Genomic DNA, 14,435 nt, shown 5'->3' with positions numbered 1-14,435 from the left:
GGCGTGAAGCCCTGTCGCCGTCGAATGGGACGTGCTCGTCGGAGGCGTCTCATTTGCGTGAGACGCGGCCGAAACACCACCGAGACACGGGCGCAACGGCGCAGCCCTACGGTTGCCGCATGACCGCGCTCGACCGAGCCATCGCCGACCCGCCACGGGTGCCCGGCGTCGGCACGCGCTCCCCCGTCGACGGGTTGTCGCGGAGGAGCATCGGCCCGGTCGACGTGCTCGCGCAGTCGGTGTCCGCCGTGGCACCGTCCGCCGCAGCGACCACGATCCCGGTCCTCGTCGCGACGGTCGCCGGGCAGGGTGCCACGTGGTCGCTGCTGGCAGCGATGGCGCTGTCGTTCCTGGTCGGGCGGACGGTGAACCAGTTCGTCCGACGCGTCGCCGGCACCGGGTCGCTCTACACCTACGTCTCGCTCGGGCTCGGCCCGGTCGCCGGGGTCGTCGCGGGCGCAGCACTCCTGCTCGGGTACGGCTTCATCGCGATGTTCTCGCTCACCGGCAGCGGCTACTACCTCGACTACCTGCTGTCCCGCTTCGTGCCGGCCGCCGGCGACGACGCCCTGGTCACGATCGTCGTCGTGCTGGTCATGGGCGCGGCCGTCTTCGCGGTGATCGCGCTCGGGGTCCGGTTGTCGACCCGGCTGACCCTGCTCGTGGAGTCGCTGTCGGTGGCGGTCATCGTGGTCCTGATCGTCGCGCTGGTCGCGCGCCTGCACCCGGCCGATGCCTCCGCCGTCGCCCTCGGGCCGACGCAGCCGGCGTCGTTCGCGGTCGGCACCGCCCTCGCCGTGACCGCGTTCGTCGGGTTCGAGAGCGCGTCGGTGCTCGGTGTGGAGGCCCGGCGCCCGTTCCAGGCGATCCCCCGCGCGATCTCGTGGACCGTCCTGGTCGCCGGCGTCCTCTACGTGGTCAGCGCTGCGGCCCAGCAGATGGGGTTCGCCGCCGTGGGCGCCGACCTCGCGTCGAGCGCCTCGCCCGTGAACGAGCTGGCGAACGCCTTCGGCATGCAGTGGATCGGGTGGGCGCTCGACCTCGGGATCGCGGCGTCGTTCGCGGCGTGCGCGATCGCCTCGACCACGGCGCTCGTGCGGGTCCTGTTCGCGATGGGCCGCGAGGGGGTCCTGCCCCGGGTGCTCGGTCGGGCGTCGCCGCGCTTCCGGACCCCGTTCGTGGCCGGCGCGGTCGCGTGCGGCGTGCTCACGGTGCTGCCGGTCCTCGGCCTGGCGAGCGGGATCCCGACGTGGACGCTGATGGAGGCGGAGCTCGTCGTCGCCGCCCTCGGGTACATCGCCGCGTACGCCCTGACGTGCTTCGCGGCCCCGGTGTTCCTGCGGCGCATCGGCGAGCTGACGGCGGGGGTCGCGGTCGTCGCCGTCACGACCGGGGTCCTGCTGACCGCCGTCCTGCTCACCTACCTCGGGGTCGAGGGCGCGTCGTCCCGTTGGCCGGCCGTCGCCCTCGCCGTCGGGACGGTCGCCGCGGTGGTGGTCGCGTTCCTGGTGGCCACGCGTCGGCGACCCTGGCGGCGGGGTCGGAGCCACGCCGTGTACGACGTGCCGGTCGAGGCGGACCTGCTGGGGGCCTCCCGTCCGTCCGCCGGAACCGGCCACCAGGCGGAGGTGCGGTGAGCGAACCCGGACTCCGCGCACGGCAGCCGAAGGCGATCCAGAACGCCCTCGCGGTGCTGGAGGCCGCCGCGCACGCGGGACCGGGCGTCACCGCCCAGCAGATCTCGGAGGCCCTCGGGATGCCGCGGGCCACCACCTACCGGCTCATCACGCTGCTCGTCGAGGACGAGTACCTCGTCCGGTTGCCGGACCTGCGCGGCTTCGCCCTCGGCCACAAGGTCGCCGACCTGGCCGGGGTGTCGCCCGCTCCGGCGCTCGCGCCGCTGCCCCGGGCCGTGCGATCGGTGCTCGCCGACGTCCGCTCCGCCGTCCGGGCGGGCGTGCACCTGGCGCGCTACGACGCCGCCGGAGTGCGCGACATCGACGTCGACCCGGACTTCCCGCTGCTCGACGAGGCCGCGCTGCGGGCGACGCCCGGGTCGAGTGCGATGGGGCGGTTGCACGCCGAAGGGGGCCTCGGACCGGTCCACCAGGTCGGCGCGTTCACGGCGGGGTTCGGGTGCCTGGCGCTGCCCGTCCGCGGCGAGCGCGGTGAACTCGTGGCGGGGCTGACCCTGTCGGCGCCGGCGGCCCGGGTGTCGTCGCCGGGGGACGCGTTGGTGCACCTGCGCCGGGCGGTGACGCGGCTCGAGCCGCTGCTCGGGTGAGGCGTGGTCACACGTCCGATGTCGCTGCGGCCCGCCGCGAACCGCAGTGCACGGTACTCAGCGCCCGGATCCGCGTCGACGCAAGGCGACGACACCGGCCCAGACCGTGCAGCCGGCGAACCCGAGAACGAGCACGGACACGACCGGGATCGCGAACGCGTCTCCGATCGACTGCTGTCCGCGGAGCCACACGACGACGAGGAGCAGTATCAAACACCCTGCGGCGATGATCGTCGCGACATTGCCAGCTGATCGTGAGCCCATGTCCACCTCATTCCGTTGCGATACCCACCGCATGCACACCAGGCGGGCTTGCGTGATGATTCTTCAGGAGTAAGTTCGTTGTCGTTCCGAATTCCACGAACGGAATTCGGGGCACGATGCACAATTCGTTGCGCGGACAGCCTACCGCAGTCCCGCAGAGGGGAGAAAGAATGCATCTGCATCAGAAAATCCGGAAGGCAGCACTGGGGAGTGCGGCCGCCGCACTCGCACTCGGCGGAGTCGTCGGTGTGAGTACCGTCACCGCAGCGCCGGCGAGCGCGATGGTCTGCGGGTACAGCGAAGAGATCGAGGACTACGACTCGACCTTCGCGATCAACGTGCCGGTGGTGGGGTCGATATCGCCGTTCAGTGGACAGCGCCAGGTCGCGCATTACGGCAATTGCGGCAGCGGCAATGTGAAGATCAAGGTGACGATGAAGGGCGAGAGCAAGAACTACTGCGTCCAGCCCGGCGATGTCCGACTGGGATTCACCGAGAACGACAAGCAGATCTCAGGGGCCAGCAAGGTCGGAAGCTGTTAGGGGGAGAGCGATGAAGCTCTGGACGAAGATCGGTGGCACGGCACTCGCCGCCACCATGATGCTCGGCGGGTCGCTGGCAGTGGCCGGTCCCGCGAACGCCGCGTCACCGTGCGGGTTCTACCCGATCACGACGGGGAACATCGGCGGCGGGGACGACGGACACTACGAGAAGGGCACCTACAACAACTGCAAGTCGGACCCGGTCCAGATCACCGTCAAGTACACGTACACGTCGAAGAGCCTGTGCTTGTCTGCCGGCGAGACGACGTTGTTCGCCAATCCGGACTACGGAGCCCTGACCGGTGCCTCGTGGACCGGCAAGTACTGCTGATCGTGATCTGAGCACACCGGAGCCCCTGCCCGCCATCGGGTGGGGGCTCCGGTGCGCGACGGGCGGGCAGACTGCACCGTCCCGGCATAGCGTGGGCGCGTGGACCTCGAACTCAAGAACCGTGTCGCACTCGTCGTCGGAGGCAAGGGGTACATCGGTGCCGCCGTCGCCGACCGCCTCCGGGCCGAGGGGGCGACCGTCGTCGTCGCGTCCCGCAGCGCCGACGACTCCGACGACAGCGTGTCGATCGACACCGCCTCGCAGGACTCCGTGGACGCGGGCATCGCCACCGTCCTCGAGCGGCACGGGCGCATCGACGTGCTGGTCGTGACCGCTGCCCCGAGCGCGAGCACCCTCGACCCGGCTCGGAAGTCCGACCCGGAGCAGGTCCTCGACGCGATCGACGGCAAGGCGCTCGGGTTCCTCCGCGTCGCGAACGCCGTGCTCCCCGCCCAGCGCGAGGCCGGGTTCGGCCGCGTGGTCGTCGTGAGCGGGCAGAACGCCTACTTCTCCGGCAACATCACGGCGTCACTCCGGAACACGGCGGTGAGCGTCATCGCGAAGAACCTGGCCGACGACGTGGCGGGCACCGGGGTCACGGTGAACGTCGTCAACCCCGGGACCGTGACGGACACTCCGTCCGCCGAGGTCCGTCCAGGGGGCCCCGGCGACTCGACCCCGCAGCAGATCGCGGACCTCATCGCGTTCCTGTCGTCGCCGTTGAACGCGGTGTCCGGCGAGTCCGTCTCGATCGCGCACCGCCAGCGGGGATCCGTCGTCGTCTGATCCCGAGTACGAGTGTCAGGATCTGCTCTTCCCTGCAGAAGTACCGGTGCACCGCAGGTGGGCTTCCGAAGGCGAGCTCCGCGGCCGTCCGTGCTGCGTCGACGTGCCGCTCGCGCACGACTGGCGGTACCGTGCCACGGAGCGCTGACCGGCACGCCGAGTTCGTGACGAATGGGGGCCGTTCCCCGTCTTCATCATGAACGACCGAGAACCTCTTGCCCGCTCCTGGATCCGATGGCCCCGGCGGTCCACCCTCGATTGCCGACGGAGCGCCGTCGGTCCCGACTTCGGAACCTCTCGCGTCGATCGGAACAGCGGTCGATGGCACTGTGAGGCGTCGGATGGACGATCCGCTACCGGCGCATGCGGTCGGTCGAGTACTCGGGGGTGGCGTACCTCCCACCTTGCGGCACGTCCGGGGCAAGGGGCGCTCGCGTGCTCCACGCAGCCGCGTCGTCCCGCGGGAAGAAGCCGACGGCTTCCCCTGGCTGGAGGTCCCACCATCCATCGGTGTTCGCGGAGACGGCGTAGAACACTGCCGTGTGTTCGGTGGTCGTCATCGCCGCGACGAAGGCGCGGATCGCGTCCGCGGGGCTGAGCCACGTCTGCTGCTCTCGAGCCGAAGACGGCTGCTCCTCGTAACTGCCGATGCGCAACGAGATGGTGCTCATGCCGAACTTGTCCGCGTACAGCCGACAGAGCGCTTCCCCCGCGGCCTTCGACACCCCGTAGAAACCGTCAGGTCGCGGCGGCATGTCGGGCGACACGTGGTCACCCGCGGCGTACGAGCCCGTCAGGCGGTTGCTGCTCGCGTACACGACCCGACGTACCCCTGCCCGCCGGGCGGCCTCGAGCACGTGGTAGGTCCCGACGATGTTCGCCTCGGCCAGGTCGTGGAAGTCGGCCTCGTCCGCGATTCCGCCCAGATGGACCACACCGTCAGCTCCGGCGAAGAGTTCCACCAGGTTCTCCAGGTCGGCGAGGTCGACCGATGCGACGGACTCCTGTGGGCTGCTGGAGGTGATCGGACGGATGTCGGTGGAGACGAGGACCGCATGGCGCTCCAACAGCGCCGACCGGAGCGCAGACCCGATGTTCCCGGCAGCACCGGTGACGACCCAACGGCTTCCGGCGATGCTCGACATCGTGCGATCGTACTGGCGACGCCAGCGGAGCGGCCTTGTCCGGGTCTTCGTCGCGGCCAAGCCTGGGCGACGTCTCACCGCCGTTCCGGTTCAGTCCGCTTCGGTGAGCAGGCGCAGCGTGTGGAGCAGATCGCTGCGCTGGTCGCCGTCGAGCGGAGCGAAGAGGACATCGAGGACGCTCGACGCCACCGAGTGGCCGTCCTGGAGCGCAGTCCGACCGGCATCACTCAGCGCGTGCTCGAGACGCCGTCCGCGCCCTGCCGACCGGGTGATGAGCCCTCGTTCGACCAGCCGTGTCGCGAGGGTCCCGAATGCCTGGTCGCTCTGGAAGGTCGCGACGGCCAGCTCGTGGCCCGATGCGCCGGGCAACCGATCGATGGCACGGAGCGCATCCCACTGCACGAGGGAGACGCCGACGTCCTTGAGCGCCGCGTCCATCGTCCGGTGGTTCCGGTACTGCGCGCGTTTGATCATCTGTCCGAGTACCTCGAGGTCCGCCGCCATGGTGATACTGTATCAACACGCTTACATCAACATGTTTAGACAGGACGTTCATGAACAGCTCCCTCCCCGAATCCCTGCCGGTCATCGAGGCCGGTAGCTCGACCGCTCGCACCGCCCTCGTCCTGCACGGTGGGGGCGGGCCGAGGACCGTGGCGCCGATCGTCGGACACCTGTCGGCGACCATGCACGCCCTCGCCCCGACCCACCCGGGCTGGGACGGAACCGCGCGCCCTGAGTCGATCACCTCCGTTGCCGAGCTCGCCCACGCGTACCTCGCGCGGCTCACCGAACACGGCGACCGCGACGTGGTCGTGGTCGGGTCCTCGATCGGCGGATGGATCGCGCTCGAGATGGCCGTCCAGGCCGCAGCCGACCAGCGGTTCGCCGGCCTCATCGGGGCCGTGGTGGTCATCGACACCGTTGGCGCCATCGTCGACGGGGAGCCGATCGCCGACTTCTTCGCCCTCGATGCTCGCGGCCTGGCCGAGGTCGCGTGGCACGACCCCGAGCGCGGGTACACGGATCCCGCCGACTCCACCGAAGAGCAACGAGCGGTACAGCAGTCCAACGGTCGCACGATGGCAGCGGTCGCCGGCGCGGCGATGAGCGACCCGACCTTGCTCAGCCGACTTCATGCGGTCAACGTGCCGACGCTCGTCGTCTGGGGCGCAAGCGATCGCGTCGTCACTCCGGCCTACGGGCGAACAGTCGCCGCGGCGGTACCGGGTGCGACCTACGCCGAGATCCCGGCCGCCGGCCACCTCCCGCACCTCGAAGCACCCGAAGCGACCTGGGCCGCGATCGACGCCTTCCTGAGCTGACCAGCACGCACGGCGGCACACACCGGAAGGAACGCGGCTCCGCGCGGGGACCGTGCAGGACGACCTGTCGCCCAACTGCGGGTGTCTTCGTCGACGCCGAGTACCGGGTGCTCGCCCCTCGCTTCACCCGCAGGGACGAAGCGCTTCGCCCCTGCGCCCGATGCCCCGGCGACTCCGGACCGCGAGTCTGGTGACATGGAGTCCTCGACGAAACACACGATCGCCACGCTGCTGCTCTGCGCCGCGATCGTCGCCACGACCGTCATCGCACTCGCCGCCATGACCCCGGGCGCGTGACGTCGGTCCGCGCTGCCCGGCGTGGGCGGCATGCGATGATCGAGCCGTGACGGACCGGCGCACGTTCATCCGGCCGCTCGCCACCCGTTCGATCGTCGTCGACGTGGCGTGGGCGGTCCTGGCGGCGTTCGTCTTCCTGCTACCGCTCGAGGTCGAGCTCGAGCACGCGAGCTTCTTCGCCGTGCTCGCTGCCGCCGGCGCGATCGCCCTCCGTCGGGTCTCCCCGTCGGCGGCGATGCTCATGGTGGTCGTCCTCGGGATCATCCAGGTCGGCGGCGGCGAGCGCCCGTCACTCGTCGACCTCGCCATCTTCGTCGTCATCGGCACCGCGGCGGTCGTCGGGACCCGGACCGAGGTCATCCTCTCCGGGGTGCTCGCGCTCGTCGCGGGCGTCGGCGCGACGTTCTACCTCGCCGTCACCGGCTTCCGGTACCTGGTGCTGCTCAACGGCCCCCGCGACCAGGCGTTCCTCGCGATGGCCGCACCGGTCGCCGCCCTCCTCGGGGTGTGGGCGGGCGGCGTCGCCGTCCGGGCCTTCCGGTCGCGCGACCGCGAATCCGTCCGTCGAGCCGATGCCGAGGCTGCCGCGTCGCGCGCCGAGGCCGTCGCCAGCGAAGCCGAGGCGACCGCCACCCGTGCCATCGACGTCGCGGAGTCCGAACGCATCCGCGCCGACATCGCCCGTGACGTGCACGACGTCGTCGGCCACTCGCTCGCGGTGATCATCGCGCAGGCCGACTCGGTGCCGTTCCTGGCCGACGAGGCCCGCATCCGCGAGGTCAGTGCCACCATCGCCAGCACCGCCCGCAGCTCCCTGCTCGAGGTCCGGCAGGTCCTCGGGCACATCGACGGCTCCGGGGAGACGACCGATCCTGGCTCGCTCGAGGAGATCGTGCAGGGCATCCGCGACGCCGGAGTCGACGTCGACCGCACGGTGCGCGGCGTCCCGGTCCCGCTCCGCCCGGACACCGGCACGGCGGCCCGGCGCGTGCTGCAGGAGATGCTCACCAACGCGCTCCGGCACGGCGCTCCGGGGCTGCCCGTCGTGGTCCGTGAGACCTGGCGGAGCGCCGACGTCGTGCTCGAGGTCGAGAACATCGTGGGTGACGGCACCACCGGGGGCTCCGGCCGGGGGATCGACGGCATGCACACCCGCCTCACCGCACTCGGCGGGTCCTTCGACGCCGCCGCGCTGGACGACGTGTTCGCCGCACGCGCCCGCATCCCGTTCGACGTCCAAGGGGGACCCGTCCGATGACCGAACCGATCAGGATCCTGCTCACCGACGACCAGGCGCTGTTCCGCGCCGGTCTGCGCGTGGTGCTCGACGCCCAGGACGACATGCACGTGGTGGGCGAGGCCTCCGACGGCGCCGAGGCCCTCGACCGTATCCGGGAGCTCCGACCCGACGTGATGCTGCTCGACATGCGGATGGCCGGCATGGACGGCGTCGAGACCGTCCGGCAGCTGTTCTCCGGCGCCGTCGAGGGCCCGCTCCCCCGGGTCGTCGTGCTCACCACGTTCGGCCTCGACCCCGCCGCCGCGACCGCGATCCGGCTCGGTGCGAGCGGGTTCCTGCTCAAGGACGCCACCCCGACGTTCCTGTTCGCGGCGGTCCGGGCGGTCCACGAGGGCAGCTCCGTCATCGCCCCGAACGACCTCGCGCAGCTGTTCGGGGCCGACGTCGCGAGGGCACCGGCGCCGCAGCCGCCCGAGTTCCAGGCGCTGACCGAGCGGGAGCGGGTGGTGTTCGGCTGGGCGTCGCGCGGGCTCTCGAACGCCGAGATCGCGACGAAGGAGTACGTCACCGAGTCGACCGTGAAGACGCAGATCTCGAGCATCCTCGGCAAGCTCTCGCTGCGGGACCGCGTGCAGCTCGTGGTCTACGCGCACGACCACGGGCTGGCGGGCAACCGCGACGGGTCCTAGCCGGTCGCGATCCGATCGAGCCACTCCGCGAGCATCGTCCGCTCGGCAGCCGACAGCCGATCCAGCCGGGGTGCAGCAGCACGGAGCGTGATCGCGGCGCTCGTCACGGCGTCGCCGCCCGCGCCGCCGTCGTCCGTCGTCGACGCGCTCGGCACGAGGATCCGGCCGAGCACGGCGTCGAGCACGTCGTCGGCGAGCGACGGGTCCCGCTCGTCCACCGGGGCGGCCAGGACAGCGAGGACGGCGCCGGTGCCGGCCGCGTGCACGAGTTCCACGGCACGTCGTTCCGGCACGGCGAGCCGCCCGGCCTCGGCCACGCGCTGGATCCGTTCGGCGAGCAACGCCGTGCCGGCCCGCGCCGCTGCTGAGCGCCGACCACGCTCGGGGTCGCTCAACAGCACGAACAGGTGCGGGTTGGCGAGCCCGAACCCGATCGTCATCGACCACCCGGCGCGCAGGTCGTCGACGGGGTCCGTCCGTCCGTCACGCGCTGCCCGCACCGCGTCCGCCTTCACCGCAGCGAAGGTCGTCATCGCGTGCTCAGCCACCGCTTCGAGCAGCCCGTCCTTGTCGCCGAACAGCCGGTAGATCGTCGGTGCCTGCACGCCTGCGCCGTCGGCGACTGCGCGGGTGGTCACCGCTGCCGCGCCGAGTTCCCGCAGCATCGAGCCGGCGACCTCGACGATGCGCGCTCGTGTCTCCTCGCGCTGGGTTCCCTGGTCGATCACGGAACAACGATAACGGATCACTGCTATCAGTGTGTTACCGTCGATACAACTTGGCCGTTACCACTGATTCGGAGATCCCATGATCGTCATCACCGGCGCCACGGGCGCACTCAACGGCGCCACCACCGACCACCTGCTCGGACAGGTCGACCCGAGCGAACTCGTGGTCGTCACCCGCGATCCGGCGAAGGGCCAGCGGTTCGCCGACCAGGGCGTCGAGGTCCGCCGCGGCGACTACGCCGAGCCCGACACGCTCGCCCGCGCCTTCGCCGGTGCCGACCAGCTCCTGCTCGTCTCGTCGAACGACCCGGGTGCGGACGCCGTCGCGCTGCACCGTTCCGCCGTGGCCGCGGCCGTGACCGCCGGCGTCGGCCGCGTCCTGTACACGAGCCACCAGGGTGCAGCGCACCGGTCGCCGTTCGTCCCCGCGGCCCACCACGCCGCGACCGAGGACCTGCTCCGCGAGTCCGGCCTGCCGTGGACGAGCCTGCGGAACGGTTTCTACGCCCACAGCACCACGTGGCTGATGGGACCGTGGCAGACCACCGGCACCGTGTCCGTGCCCGTCGACGGCCCGGTGTCGTGGACCGCGCGTGAGGACGCCGCCGAGGCAGCCGCTCGCATCCTGCTCGCCGAGCAGCCCTTCGACGGCCCGGTGACGCTCACCGCGCCGGCGGCCCCGACCTTCGCCGACCTCGCCGGCTCCGCATCGGAGCGCACCGGCCGGACCATCGGCTTCGAGGCCCTCGGAGAGGACGAGTGGCGAGCTCGCGCGGTCGCCGCCGGACAGGACCCGCACATGGTGGGGTTCCTGCTCGGCATGTACGAGGCTGCAGCACAGGGCCTGTTCGCCGGCACCGATCCCCTGCTCGGTGAACTGCTCGGACGTGCACCGCGCGCGGTCGAGGACCAGTTCAGCTGAGGGCTGCGACCTCGTCGAGGATCGCCTCGACCGCAGCCGGGTCGTGCGCGAACCGACCGAGGAACAACCCGCCGAGCCGCCCCTGCCCACGGGTGAGCAGACCGGGCCCGGCGCTGCCCCCGTACAGCACGGTGCTGCCGCGCAGCTCGGGCCGCGTGGCGAGGTGCTGCTCGATCCCCGCGAGCACCGCGACGATGTGGTCGTCCGGCGCCGGTGCTAGCGCGCCGATGGCCCACACCGGTTCGTAGGCGACGGTCAGCGCCCCGGCCAGACCGTCCGCGGTGGCCGTCGAGACACCACGGTCGAGCTGCGCGGTCACGTCCGCCACGGCTTCCGCCAACCGGGAGGCCCGGGTCGTCTCCCCGACACAGAGGAGCGGGCGCAGGTGGTTGCGGAAGGCCGCGTGCACCTTCGCGGTGACGGTCGCGTCGTCCTCGTGGAACAGGGAACGTCGTTCGGCGTGCCCGATCTCGACCAGGTCGACCCCGATCTCCCGCAGTTCGGCGCCGGAGACCTCGCCGGTGAACGCTCCTTCGTCGGCCCACGACAGGTCCTGCGCGGCGAGGAGCACCCCCGATCCGGAGAGCACATCGCGCACGGGCACGAGCGCCGGGAACGTCGGCGCCACGAACAGCGAGGCCGCTCCCGACCGCGTCGCGGGGTGCCTCCGGGCGATCTCGGCGACGGCCCCCGACCACTCCAGGGTCCGGGCGTGCGAGAAGTACGTCTTCAGCGACACCCCGATGGTGATCACGGTGCGAGGGTCTCCACGATGAGCGCGAACGACACCGCTCCGGGATCCGGTGTGCCGACGGCCTGCTCGGCGTGGGTGCGTGCGCGGCCCATCTTCGGCACGAGCGACGCGGTGGCGTCGGCGGCCTCGCGAGCGGCGCTGACGGCGTCGGCCCAGGCGTCCGCGAGCGACGCTCCCGCGTCGACCCGGGTGCGGAGCACCTCGTCGAACGGCACGAGCGCGTCGACCATGGTCTTGTCGCCGACGGTCGCGCCGAACGCGAGGACCGCCTCGGTGGCGGCGTGCACCGCGCTCTGGACTGTGGCGGCCGACGGACGCTCGTCGTCCCCGAGGACGCGACCCAGTGCCTCCAGGGCGGCTCCCCAGATCGCACCGGACGTGCCGCCGGCCTTGTCGGACCAGGCGTCTGCAGCGATCCGCAAGACGGAACCGACACCTGCGCCGGCGGTTACTGCATCCGCGGCTGCGGCCTCTGCGGCGTGCGCCCCGCGCTGCATGCCGATGCCGTGGTCGCCGTCACCCGCGACGGCGTCGATCCGGCCGAGCTCGTCGGCGTGCTCGTCGAGGAGCGTGCGGACTGCGGCGAAGCCGGCCGCAGCCTGCTCGCCGACTGCGCGCGAGTCGTCGCTCGCCGCGCCGATGGCGACGCCCTCGGCGTCCGCCTCCACGGTGGAGGGGTCGACGCGTTCCCGCGGGACGGCGCCGCCCTTGCGGTACGCGGGGGTGTCCGCGGCTGCTGCCCAGAGTTCCTCGAGTTCGGCGTCAAGCCAGAACAGGGTGAGCGAGACGCCGGCCATGTCGAAGCTCGTGACGAGTTCGCCGACCTCGGGCTCGACGATGACCACCCCTGCGTCGGCCAGGCGCTGCTGCACCGAGCGGTAGACGACGAAGAGCTCCTCGTACTTGACGCTGCCCAGCCCGTTGAGGATCGGGACGACGCGCGCGCCGTCGGGTGTCACGCTCTCCGGCAGTTCGTCGAGCAGTCGGGTCACCAGCAGCGACGCCAGCTCGGACGCCGTCGGCACGTCGGTCTCGTCGATTCCACGTTCGCCGTGGATGCCCATGCCGATGGCCATCCGCCCCTCGGGCACCGTGAACAGGGGTTCGTCGGCGCCGGGCAGCGAGCAGCCGGAGAACGCGACGCCGAACGACCGCGTGCGGTCGTTGGCGCGCTCGGCGACGGCCGTGACCTCGTCGAGGCTGCGGCCCTGCTCGGCGGCGGCACCGGCGACCTTGAAGACGCAGAGGTCGCCCGCGATGCCACGCCGCTCCTGCGGGCGGTCCGCGGGCGCACTCACCACGTCGTCGGTGACGCGGACGGTCCGGACCGGGATGCCGTCGGCCTCGAGCGTGCGGGCCGCGGCGTCGAAGTTCAGGACGTCACCGGCGTAGTTGCCGTAGCTCAGCAGCACCCCGCCGCCGTGCTCGGACGCCCGCGCGACACCGGCGACCTGCTGGGCGCTGGGACTGGCGAACAGGTTGCCCATCGCGGCACCGGCTGCCAGGCCCGGCCCGACGAGGCCACCGAACGCCGGGTAGTGGCCGGAGCCGCCACCGATCACGACGGCGACCGTGCCGTCGGGGCTGGTGGTGGCGCGGGCGACGCCGCCGTGCACCTTCCGCACCCATCGCTCGTTCGCGGCGACGAAGCCGTCGGTCGCTTCGTCGGCGAAGTCCGCCGGGTCGTTGAACAGTCTGGTCACGCGTTCGTCTCCTTCGACGTCGTGGTGCGGACATGCGAGGTGTCGAGGAGATCATCCGCCTTCGACCCCCGGAAGAACTTCGTGCAGAAGATCATCACGGCCGCGACGAACGCCAGGACCCCGAGCGAGACGATCCCGAACGCACCGCTGTCGGTCGGCACCACCTCGTTGATCGCCGTGCGCATGATCGGGGCGACGAACCCGCCGAGGTTGCCGAGCGAGTTGATCAGGCCGATGCCCGCCGCGGCGGCTGCCCCGGTGAGGAACGCCGTCGGGTACGCCCAGGTGATCGGGCCGACGGCCAGGAAGCTCGCGACCGCCAGCGTGATGAACACGATGCCCAGGATCGGTTGCCCGTTCGCACCGGCCCACGCCGACCCGAGGATCGACAGCCCGGTCGTGATGTAGAACATGGTGCCCCAGCGACGACGGCGACCGACGGAGTCCGCCTTCGACCCGACCAGGTAGCAGGCGACGAGTCCGACGAGCCACGGGATCGCGGTCACGAGGCCGACCTGCCACCCGACGTCCTGCCCGAGCAGCGAGGAGACCTGCTGCGGCAGGTAGAACGTCGTGCCGTACACGGCGACCTGCAGGCAGAAGTAGATGATCGTGAAGTACCAGACCCGGCCGCTCGCCATGGCCTTCCAGATGCCGGTCGGGCCGTCCGCGCTGCGGGCGGTGTCCTCGCGTGCCATCGCCGCGGTGAGCGACTGCTTCTCGCCCGGTTCGAGCCACTTCGCCTGCTGCGGACTGTTCGTCAGGAACACCAGGGCCGCGATGCCGGCGAGCACCGCGAGGATCCCCTCGCCGAAGAACATGACCTGCCAGCCGTGGAACGGGGTCGCCTGGTCGCCGAAGCTCAGCAGACCGCCGGACAACGGGGCACCGATCATCTGCGAGAACGGCTGCGCCAGGTAGAAGATCGCGAACATCCGCACGCGCACCTTGTTCGGGAACCACTCCGACAGGTACATGATCACGCCCGGGAACAGCCCCGCCTCGGTCACACCGAGGATGAAGCGCAGGACGATGAACATCGTGTCGTTCGTCGTGAAGGCGAACAGTGCGGCGACGATGCCCCACGTGACCGCGATGCGGGCGAGCCAGAACCGGGCACCGAAGCGCTTGAGCAGCAGGTTCGACGGGATCTCGAAGATCGCGTAGCCGATGAAGAAGATGCCGGCGCCGAGTGCGAAGGCCGCGTCGGAGATGCCGCGGTCGACGCTCAGGGCCTCTTCGGCGAACCCGACGTTGGTGCGGTCGAGGAACGCGACGAAGTACAGGATGACGAGCATCGGCATGAGGTGCTTCGTCGCCTTGCCGATGGCGGACTTGAGGCCGGGGTCGTTCGTCGACCCGAGCGCGGGGGCAGGGGGAAGTGACACGGGTTCGCTCCTTTGCGAGCACGGTGCGGTCGTTCTG

General features: G+C 71.2%; 16 protein-coding genes. 9 read left to right on the top strand and 7 right to left on the bottom strand.

Going from position 1 to position 14,435, the window contains the following annotated elements:
- The first annotated feature begins 119 nt into the window (after positions 1 to 119).
- Positions 120 to 1,637 (top strand): APC family permease, encoded by a 1,518-nt coding sequence (locus tag ACIPV1_RS17935; protein ID WP_123937173.1) that lies wholly within the window; start codon positions 120 to 122, stop codon positions 1,635 to 1,637.
- Positions 1,634 to 2,284, top strand: a complete 651-nt coding sequence (locus tag ACIPV1_RS17930) for a helix-turn-helix domain-containing protein (protein WP_235035995.1) — start codon at positions 1,634 to 1,636, stop codon at positions 2,282 to 2,284. The genes ACIPV1_RS17935 and ACIPV1_RS17930 overlap by 4 nt, the downstream gene beginning before the upstream one ends.
- Before the next feature lie 57 nt (positions 2,285 to 2,341).
- Here ACIPV1_RS17930 and ACIPV1_RS17925 read toward each other — a convergent pair whose 3' ends face one another.
- Positions 2,342 to 2,548: a hypothetical protein gene (locus ACIPV1_RS17925; RefSeq protein ID WP_402726955.1), complete on the bottom strand. Its 207-nt coding sequence runs from the start codon at positions 2,546 to 2,548 to the stop codon at positions 2,342 to 2,344.
- A gap of 170 nt (positions 2,549 to 2,718) precedes the next feature.
- Here ACIPV1_RS17925 and ACIPV1_RS17920 point away from each other — a divergent pair, with 170 nt between their 5' ends.
- From ACIPV1_RS17920 to ACIPV1_RS17910, 3 genes are all read left to right on the top strand, one after another.
- The gene (locus ACIPV1_RS17920) at positions 2,719 to 3,090 is read left to right on the top strand and encodes a DUF6355 family natural product biosynthesis protein (protein WP_402726954.1); all 372 of its coding nucleotides are present in this window, start codon (positions 2,719 to 2,721) and stop codon (positions 3,088 to 3,090) included.
- A 10-nt stretch (positions 3,091 to 3,100) separates the two neighbouring features.
- Complete coding sequence (locus tag ACIPV1_RS17915) at positions 3,101 to 3,421, top strand: DUF6355 family natural product biosynthesis protein (protein WP_123937171.1); 321 nt, start codon at positions 3,101 to 3,103, stop codon at positions 3,419 to 3,421.
- A gap of 99 nt (positions 3,422 to 3,520) precedes the next feature.
- Entirely contained in the window at positions 3,521 to 4,207 is a 687-nt protein-coding gene (locus tag ACIPV1_RS17910; RefSeq protein WP_123292885.1) for an SDR family NAD(P)-dependent oxidoreductase, read from the top strand.
- Positions 4,208 to 4,560: 353 nt separating this feature from the next.
- On the opposite strand, the gene ACIPV1_RS17905 is transcribed toward ACIPV1_RS17910, so the two are convergent.
- The gene (locus tag ACIPV1_RS17905) at positions 4,561 to 5,352 is read right to left on the bottom strand and encodes an NAD(P)-dependent oxidoreductase (RefSeq protein ID WP_123937170.1); all 792 of its coding nucleotides are present in this window, start codon (positions 5,350 to 5,352) and stop codon (positions 4,561 to 4,563) included.
- A 90-nt stretch (positions 5,353 to 5,442) separates the two neighbouring features.
- Positions 5,443 to 5,856: a MarR family winged helix-turn-helix transcriptional regulator gene (locus ACIPV1_RS17900; RefSeq protein ID WP_123937169.1), complete on the bottom strand. Its 414-nt coding sequence runs from the start codon at positions 5,854 to 5,856 to the stop codon at positions 5,443 to 5,445.
- A gap of 50 nt (positions 5,857 to 5,906) precedes the next feature.
- Between ACIPV1_RS17900 and ACIPV1_RS17895 the strand changes: the two genes are divergently transcribed.
- The 3 genes from ACIPV1_RS17895 (at position 5,907) to ACIPV1_RS17885 (ending at position 8,903) form a co-directional block, all read left to right on the top strand.
- Positions 5,907 to 6,677 (top strand): alpha/beta fold hydrolase, encoded by a 771-nt coding sequence (locus ACIPV1_RS17895; protein WP_123937168.1) that lies wholly within the window; start codon positions 5,907 to 5,909, stop codon positions 6,675 to 6,677.
- A 343-nt stretch (positions 6,678 to 7,020) separates the two neighbouring features.
- The gene (locus tag ACIPV1_RS17890) at positions 7,021 to 8,232 is read left to right on the top strand and encodes a sensor histidine kinase (RefSeq protein WP_402726953.1); all 1,212 of its coding nucleotides are present in this window, start codon (positions 7,021 to 7,023) and stop codon (positions 8,230 to 8,232) included.
- Positions 8,229 to 8,903 carry a response regulator transcription factor gene (locus ACIPV1_RS17885; RefSeq protein ID WP_123937166.1) on the top strand — a complete coding sequence of 225 codons (675 nt, stop codon included), beginning with the start codon at positions 8,229 to 8,231 and terminating at the stop codon, positions 8,901 to 8,903. The genes ACIPV1_RS17890 and ACIPV1_RS17885 overlap by 4 nt, the downstream gene beginning before the upstream one ends.
- Here ACIPV1_RS17885 and ACIPV1_RS17880 read toward each other — a convergent pair.
- Positions 8,900 to 9,631, bottom strand: coding sequence for a TetR/AcrR family transcriptional regulator (locus ACIPV1_RS17880; RefSeq protein WP_260154498.1), 732 nt, complete (start codon positions 9,629 to 9,631; stop codon positions 8,900 to 8,902). The two genes, ACIPV1_RS17885 and ACIPV1_RS17880, sit on opposite strands and share 4 nt — an antisense overlap.
- A gap of 79 nt (positions 9,632 to 9,710) precedes the next feature.
- Between ACIPV1_RS17880 and ACIPV1_RS17875 the strand changes: the two genes are divergently transcribed.
- On the top strand, positions 9,711 to 10,553 hold the full coding sequence (locus ACIPV1_RS17875; RefSeq protein ID WP_159573904.1) for an NAD(P)H-binding protein: 843 nt from the start codon (positions 9,711 to 9,713) through the stop codon (positions 10,551 to 10,553).
- Here the strand turns inward: ACIPV1_RS17875 and ACIPV1_RS17870 are convergent.
- From ACIPV1_RS17870 to ACIPV1_RS17860, 3 genes are read right to left on the bottom strand one after another with little or no spacing between them, the layout of a single operon-like run.
- A complete protein-coding gene (locus tag ACIPV1_RS17870) occupies positions 10,546 to 11,307 on the bottom strand; it encodes a triose-phosphate isomerase family protein (RefSeq protein WP_123937164.1) in 762 nt (253 codons plus the stop codon). The genes ACIPV1_RS17875 and ACIPV1_RS17870 overlap by 8 nt on opposite strands.
- On the bottom strand, positions 11,304 to 13,010 hold the full coding sequence (locus ACIPV1_RS17865) for a dihydroxyacetone kinase family protein (RefSeq protein ID WP_123937163.1): 1,707 nt from the start codon (positions 13,008 to 13,010) through the stop codon (positions 11,304 to 11,306). Before ACIPV1_RS17865 ends, ACIPV1_RS17870 begins: the two co-directional genes overlap by 4 nt.
- Complete coding sequence (locus ACIPV1_RS17860) at positions 13,007 to 14,398, bottom strand: MFS transporter (RefSeq protein WP_123339283.1); 1,392 nt, start codon at positions 14,396 to 14,398, stop codon at positions 13,007 to 13,009. The genes ACIPV1_RS17865 and ACIPV1_RS17860 overlap by 4 nt, the downstream gene beginning before the upstream one ends.
- Positions 14,399 to 14,435: the final 37 nt, after the last annotated feature.

The sequence above is a fragment of the Curtobacterium sp. NPDC089991 genome (assembly GCF_044748425.1).
GTDB lineage: Bacteria > Actinomycetota > Actinomycetes > Actinomycetales > Microbacteriaceae > Curtobacterium.
Note: the sequence above shows the minus strand (reverse complement) of the source record. Positions and strands in the feature narration are given on the sequence as shown.

Coding starts and splice junctions, on each gene's coding strand:
- ACIPV1_RS17935 (WP_123937173.1), top strand. CDS start 120: ATGACCGCGCTCGACCGAGCCATCGCCGACCCGCCACGGGTGCCCGGC.
- ACIPV1_RS17875 (WP_159573904.1), top strand. CDS start 9,711: ATGATCGTCATCACCGGCGCCACGGGCGCACTCAACGGCGCCACCACC.
- ACIPV1_RS17915 (WP_123937171.1), top strand. CDS start 3,101: ATGAAGCTCTGGACGAAGATCGGTGGCACGGCACTCGCCGCCACCATG.
- ACIPV1_RS17905 (WP_123937170.1), bottom strand. CDS start 5,352: ATGTCGAGCATCGCCGGAAGCCGTTGGGTCGTCACCGGTGCTGCCGGG.
- ACIPV1_RS17920 (WP_402726954.1), top strand. CDS start 2,719: ATGCATCTGCATCAGAAAATCCGGAAGGCAGCACTGGGGAGTGCGGCC.
- ACIPV1_RS17885 (WP_123937166.1), top strand. CDS start 8,229: ATGACCGAACCGATCAGGATCCTGCTCACCGACGACCAGGCGCTGTTC.
- ACIPV1_RS17925 (WP_402726955.1), bottom strand. CDS start 2,548: ATGGGCTCACGATCAGCTGGCAATGTCGCGACGATCATCGCCGCAGGG.
- ACIPV1_RS17895 (WP_123937168.1), top strand. CDS start 5,907: ATGAACAGCTCCCTCCCCGAATCCCTGCCGGTCATCGAGGCCGGTAGC.
- ACIPV1_RS17900 (WP_123937169.1), bottom strand. CDS start 5,856: ATGGCGGCGGACCTCGAGGTACTCGGACAGATGATCAAACGCGCGCAG.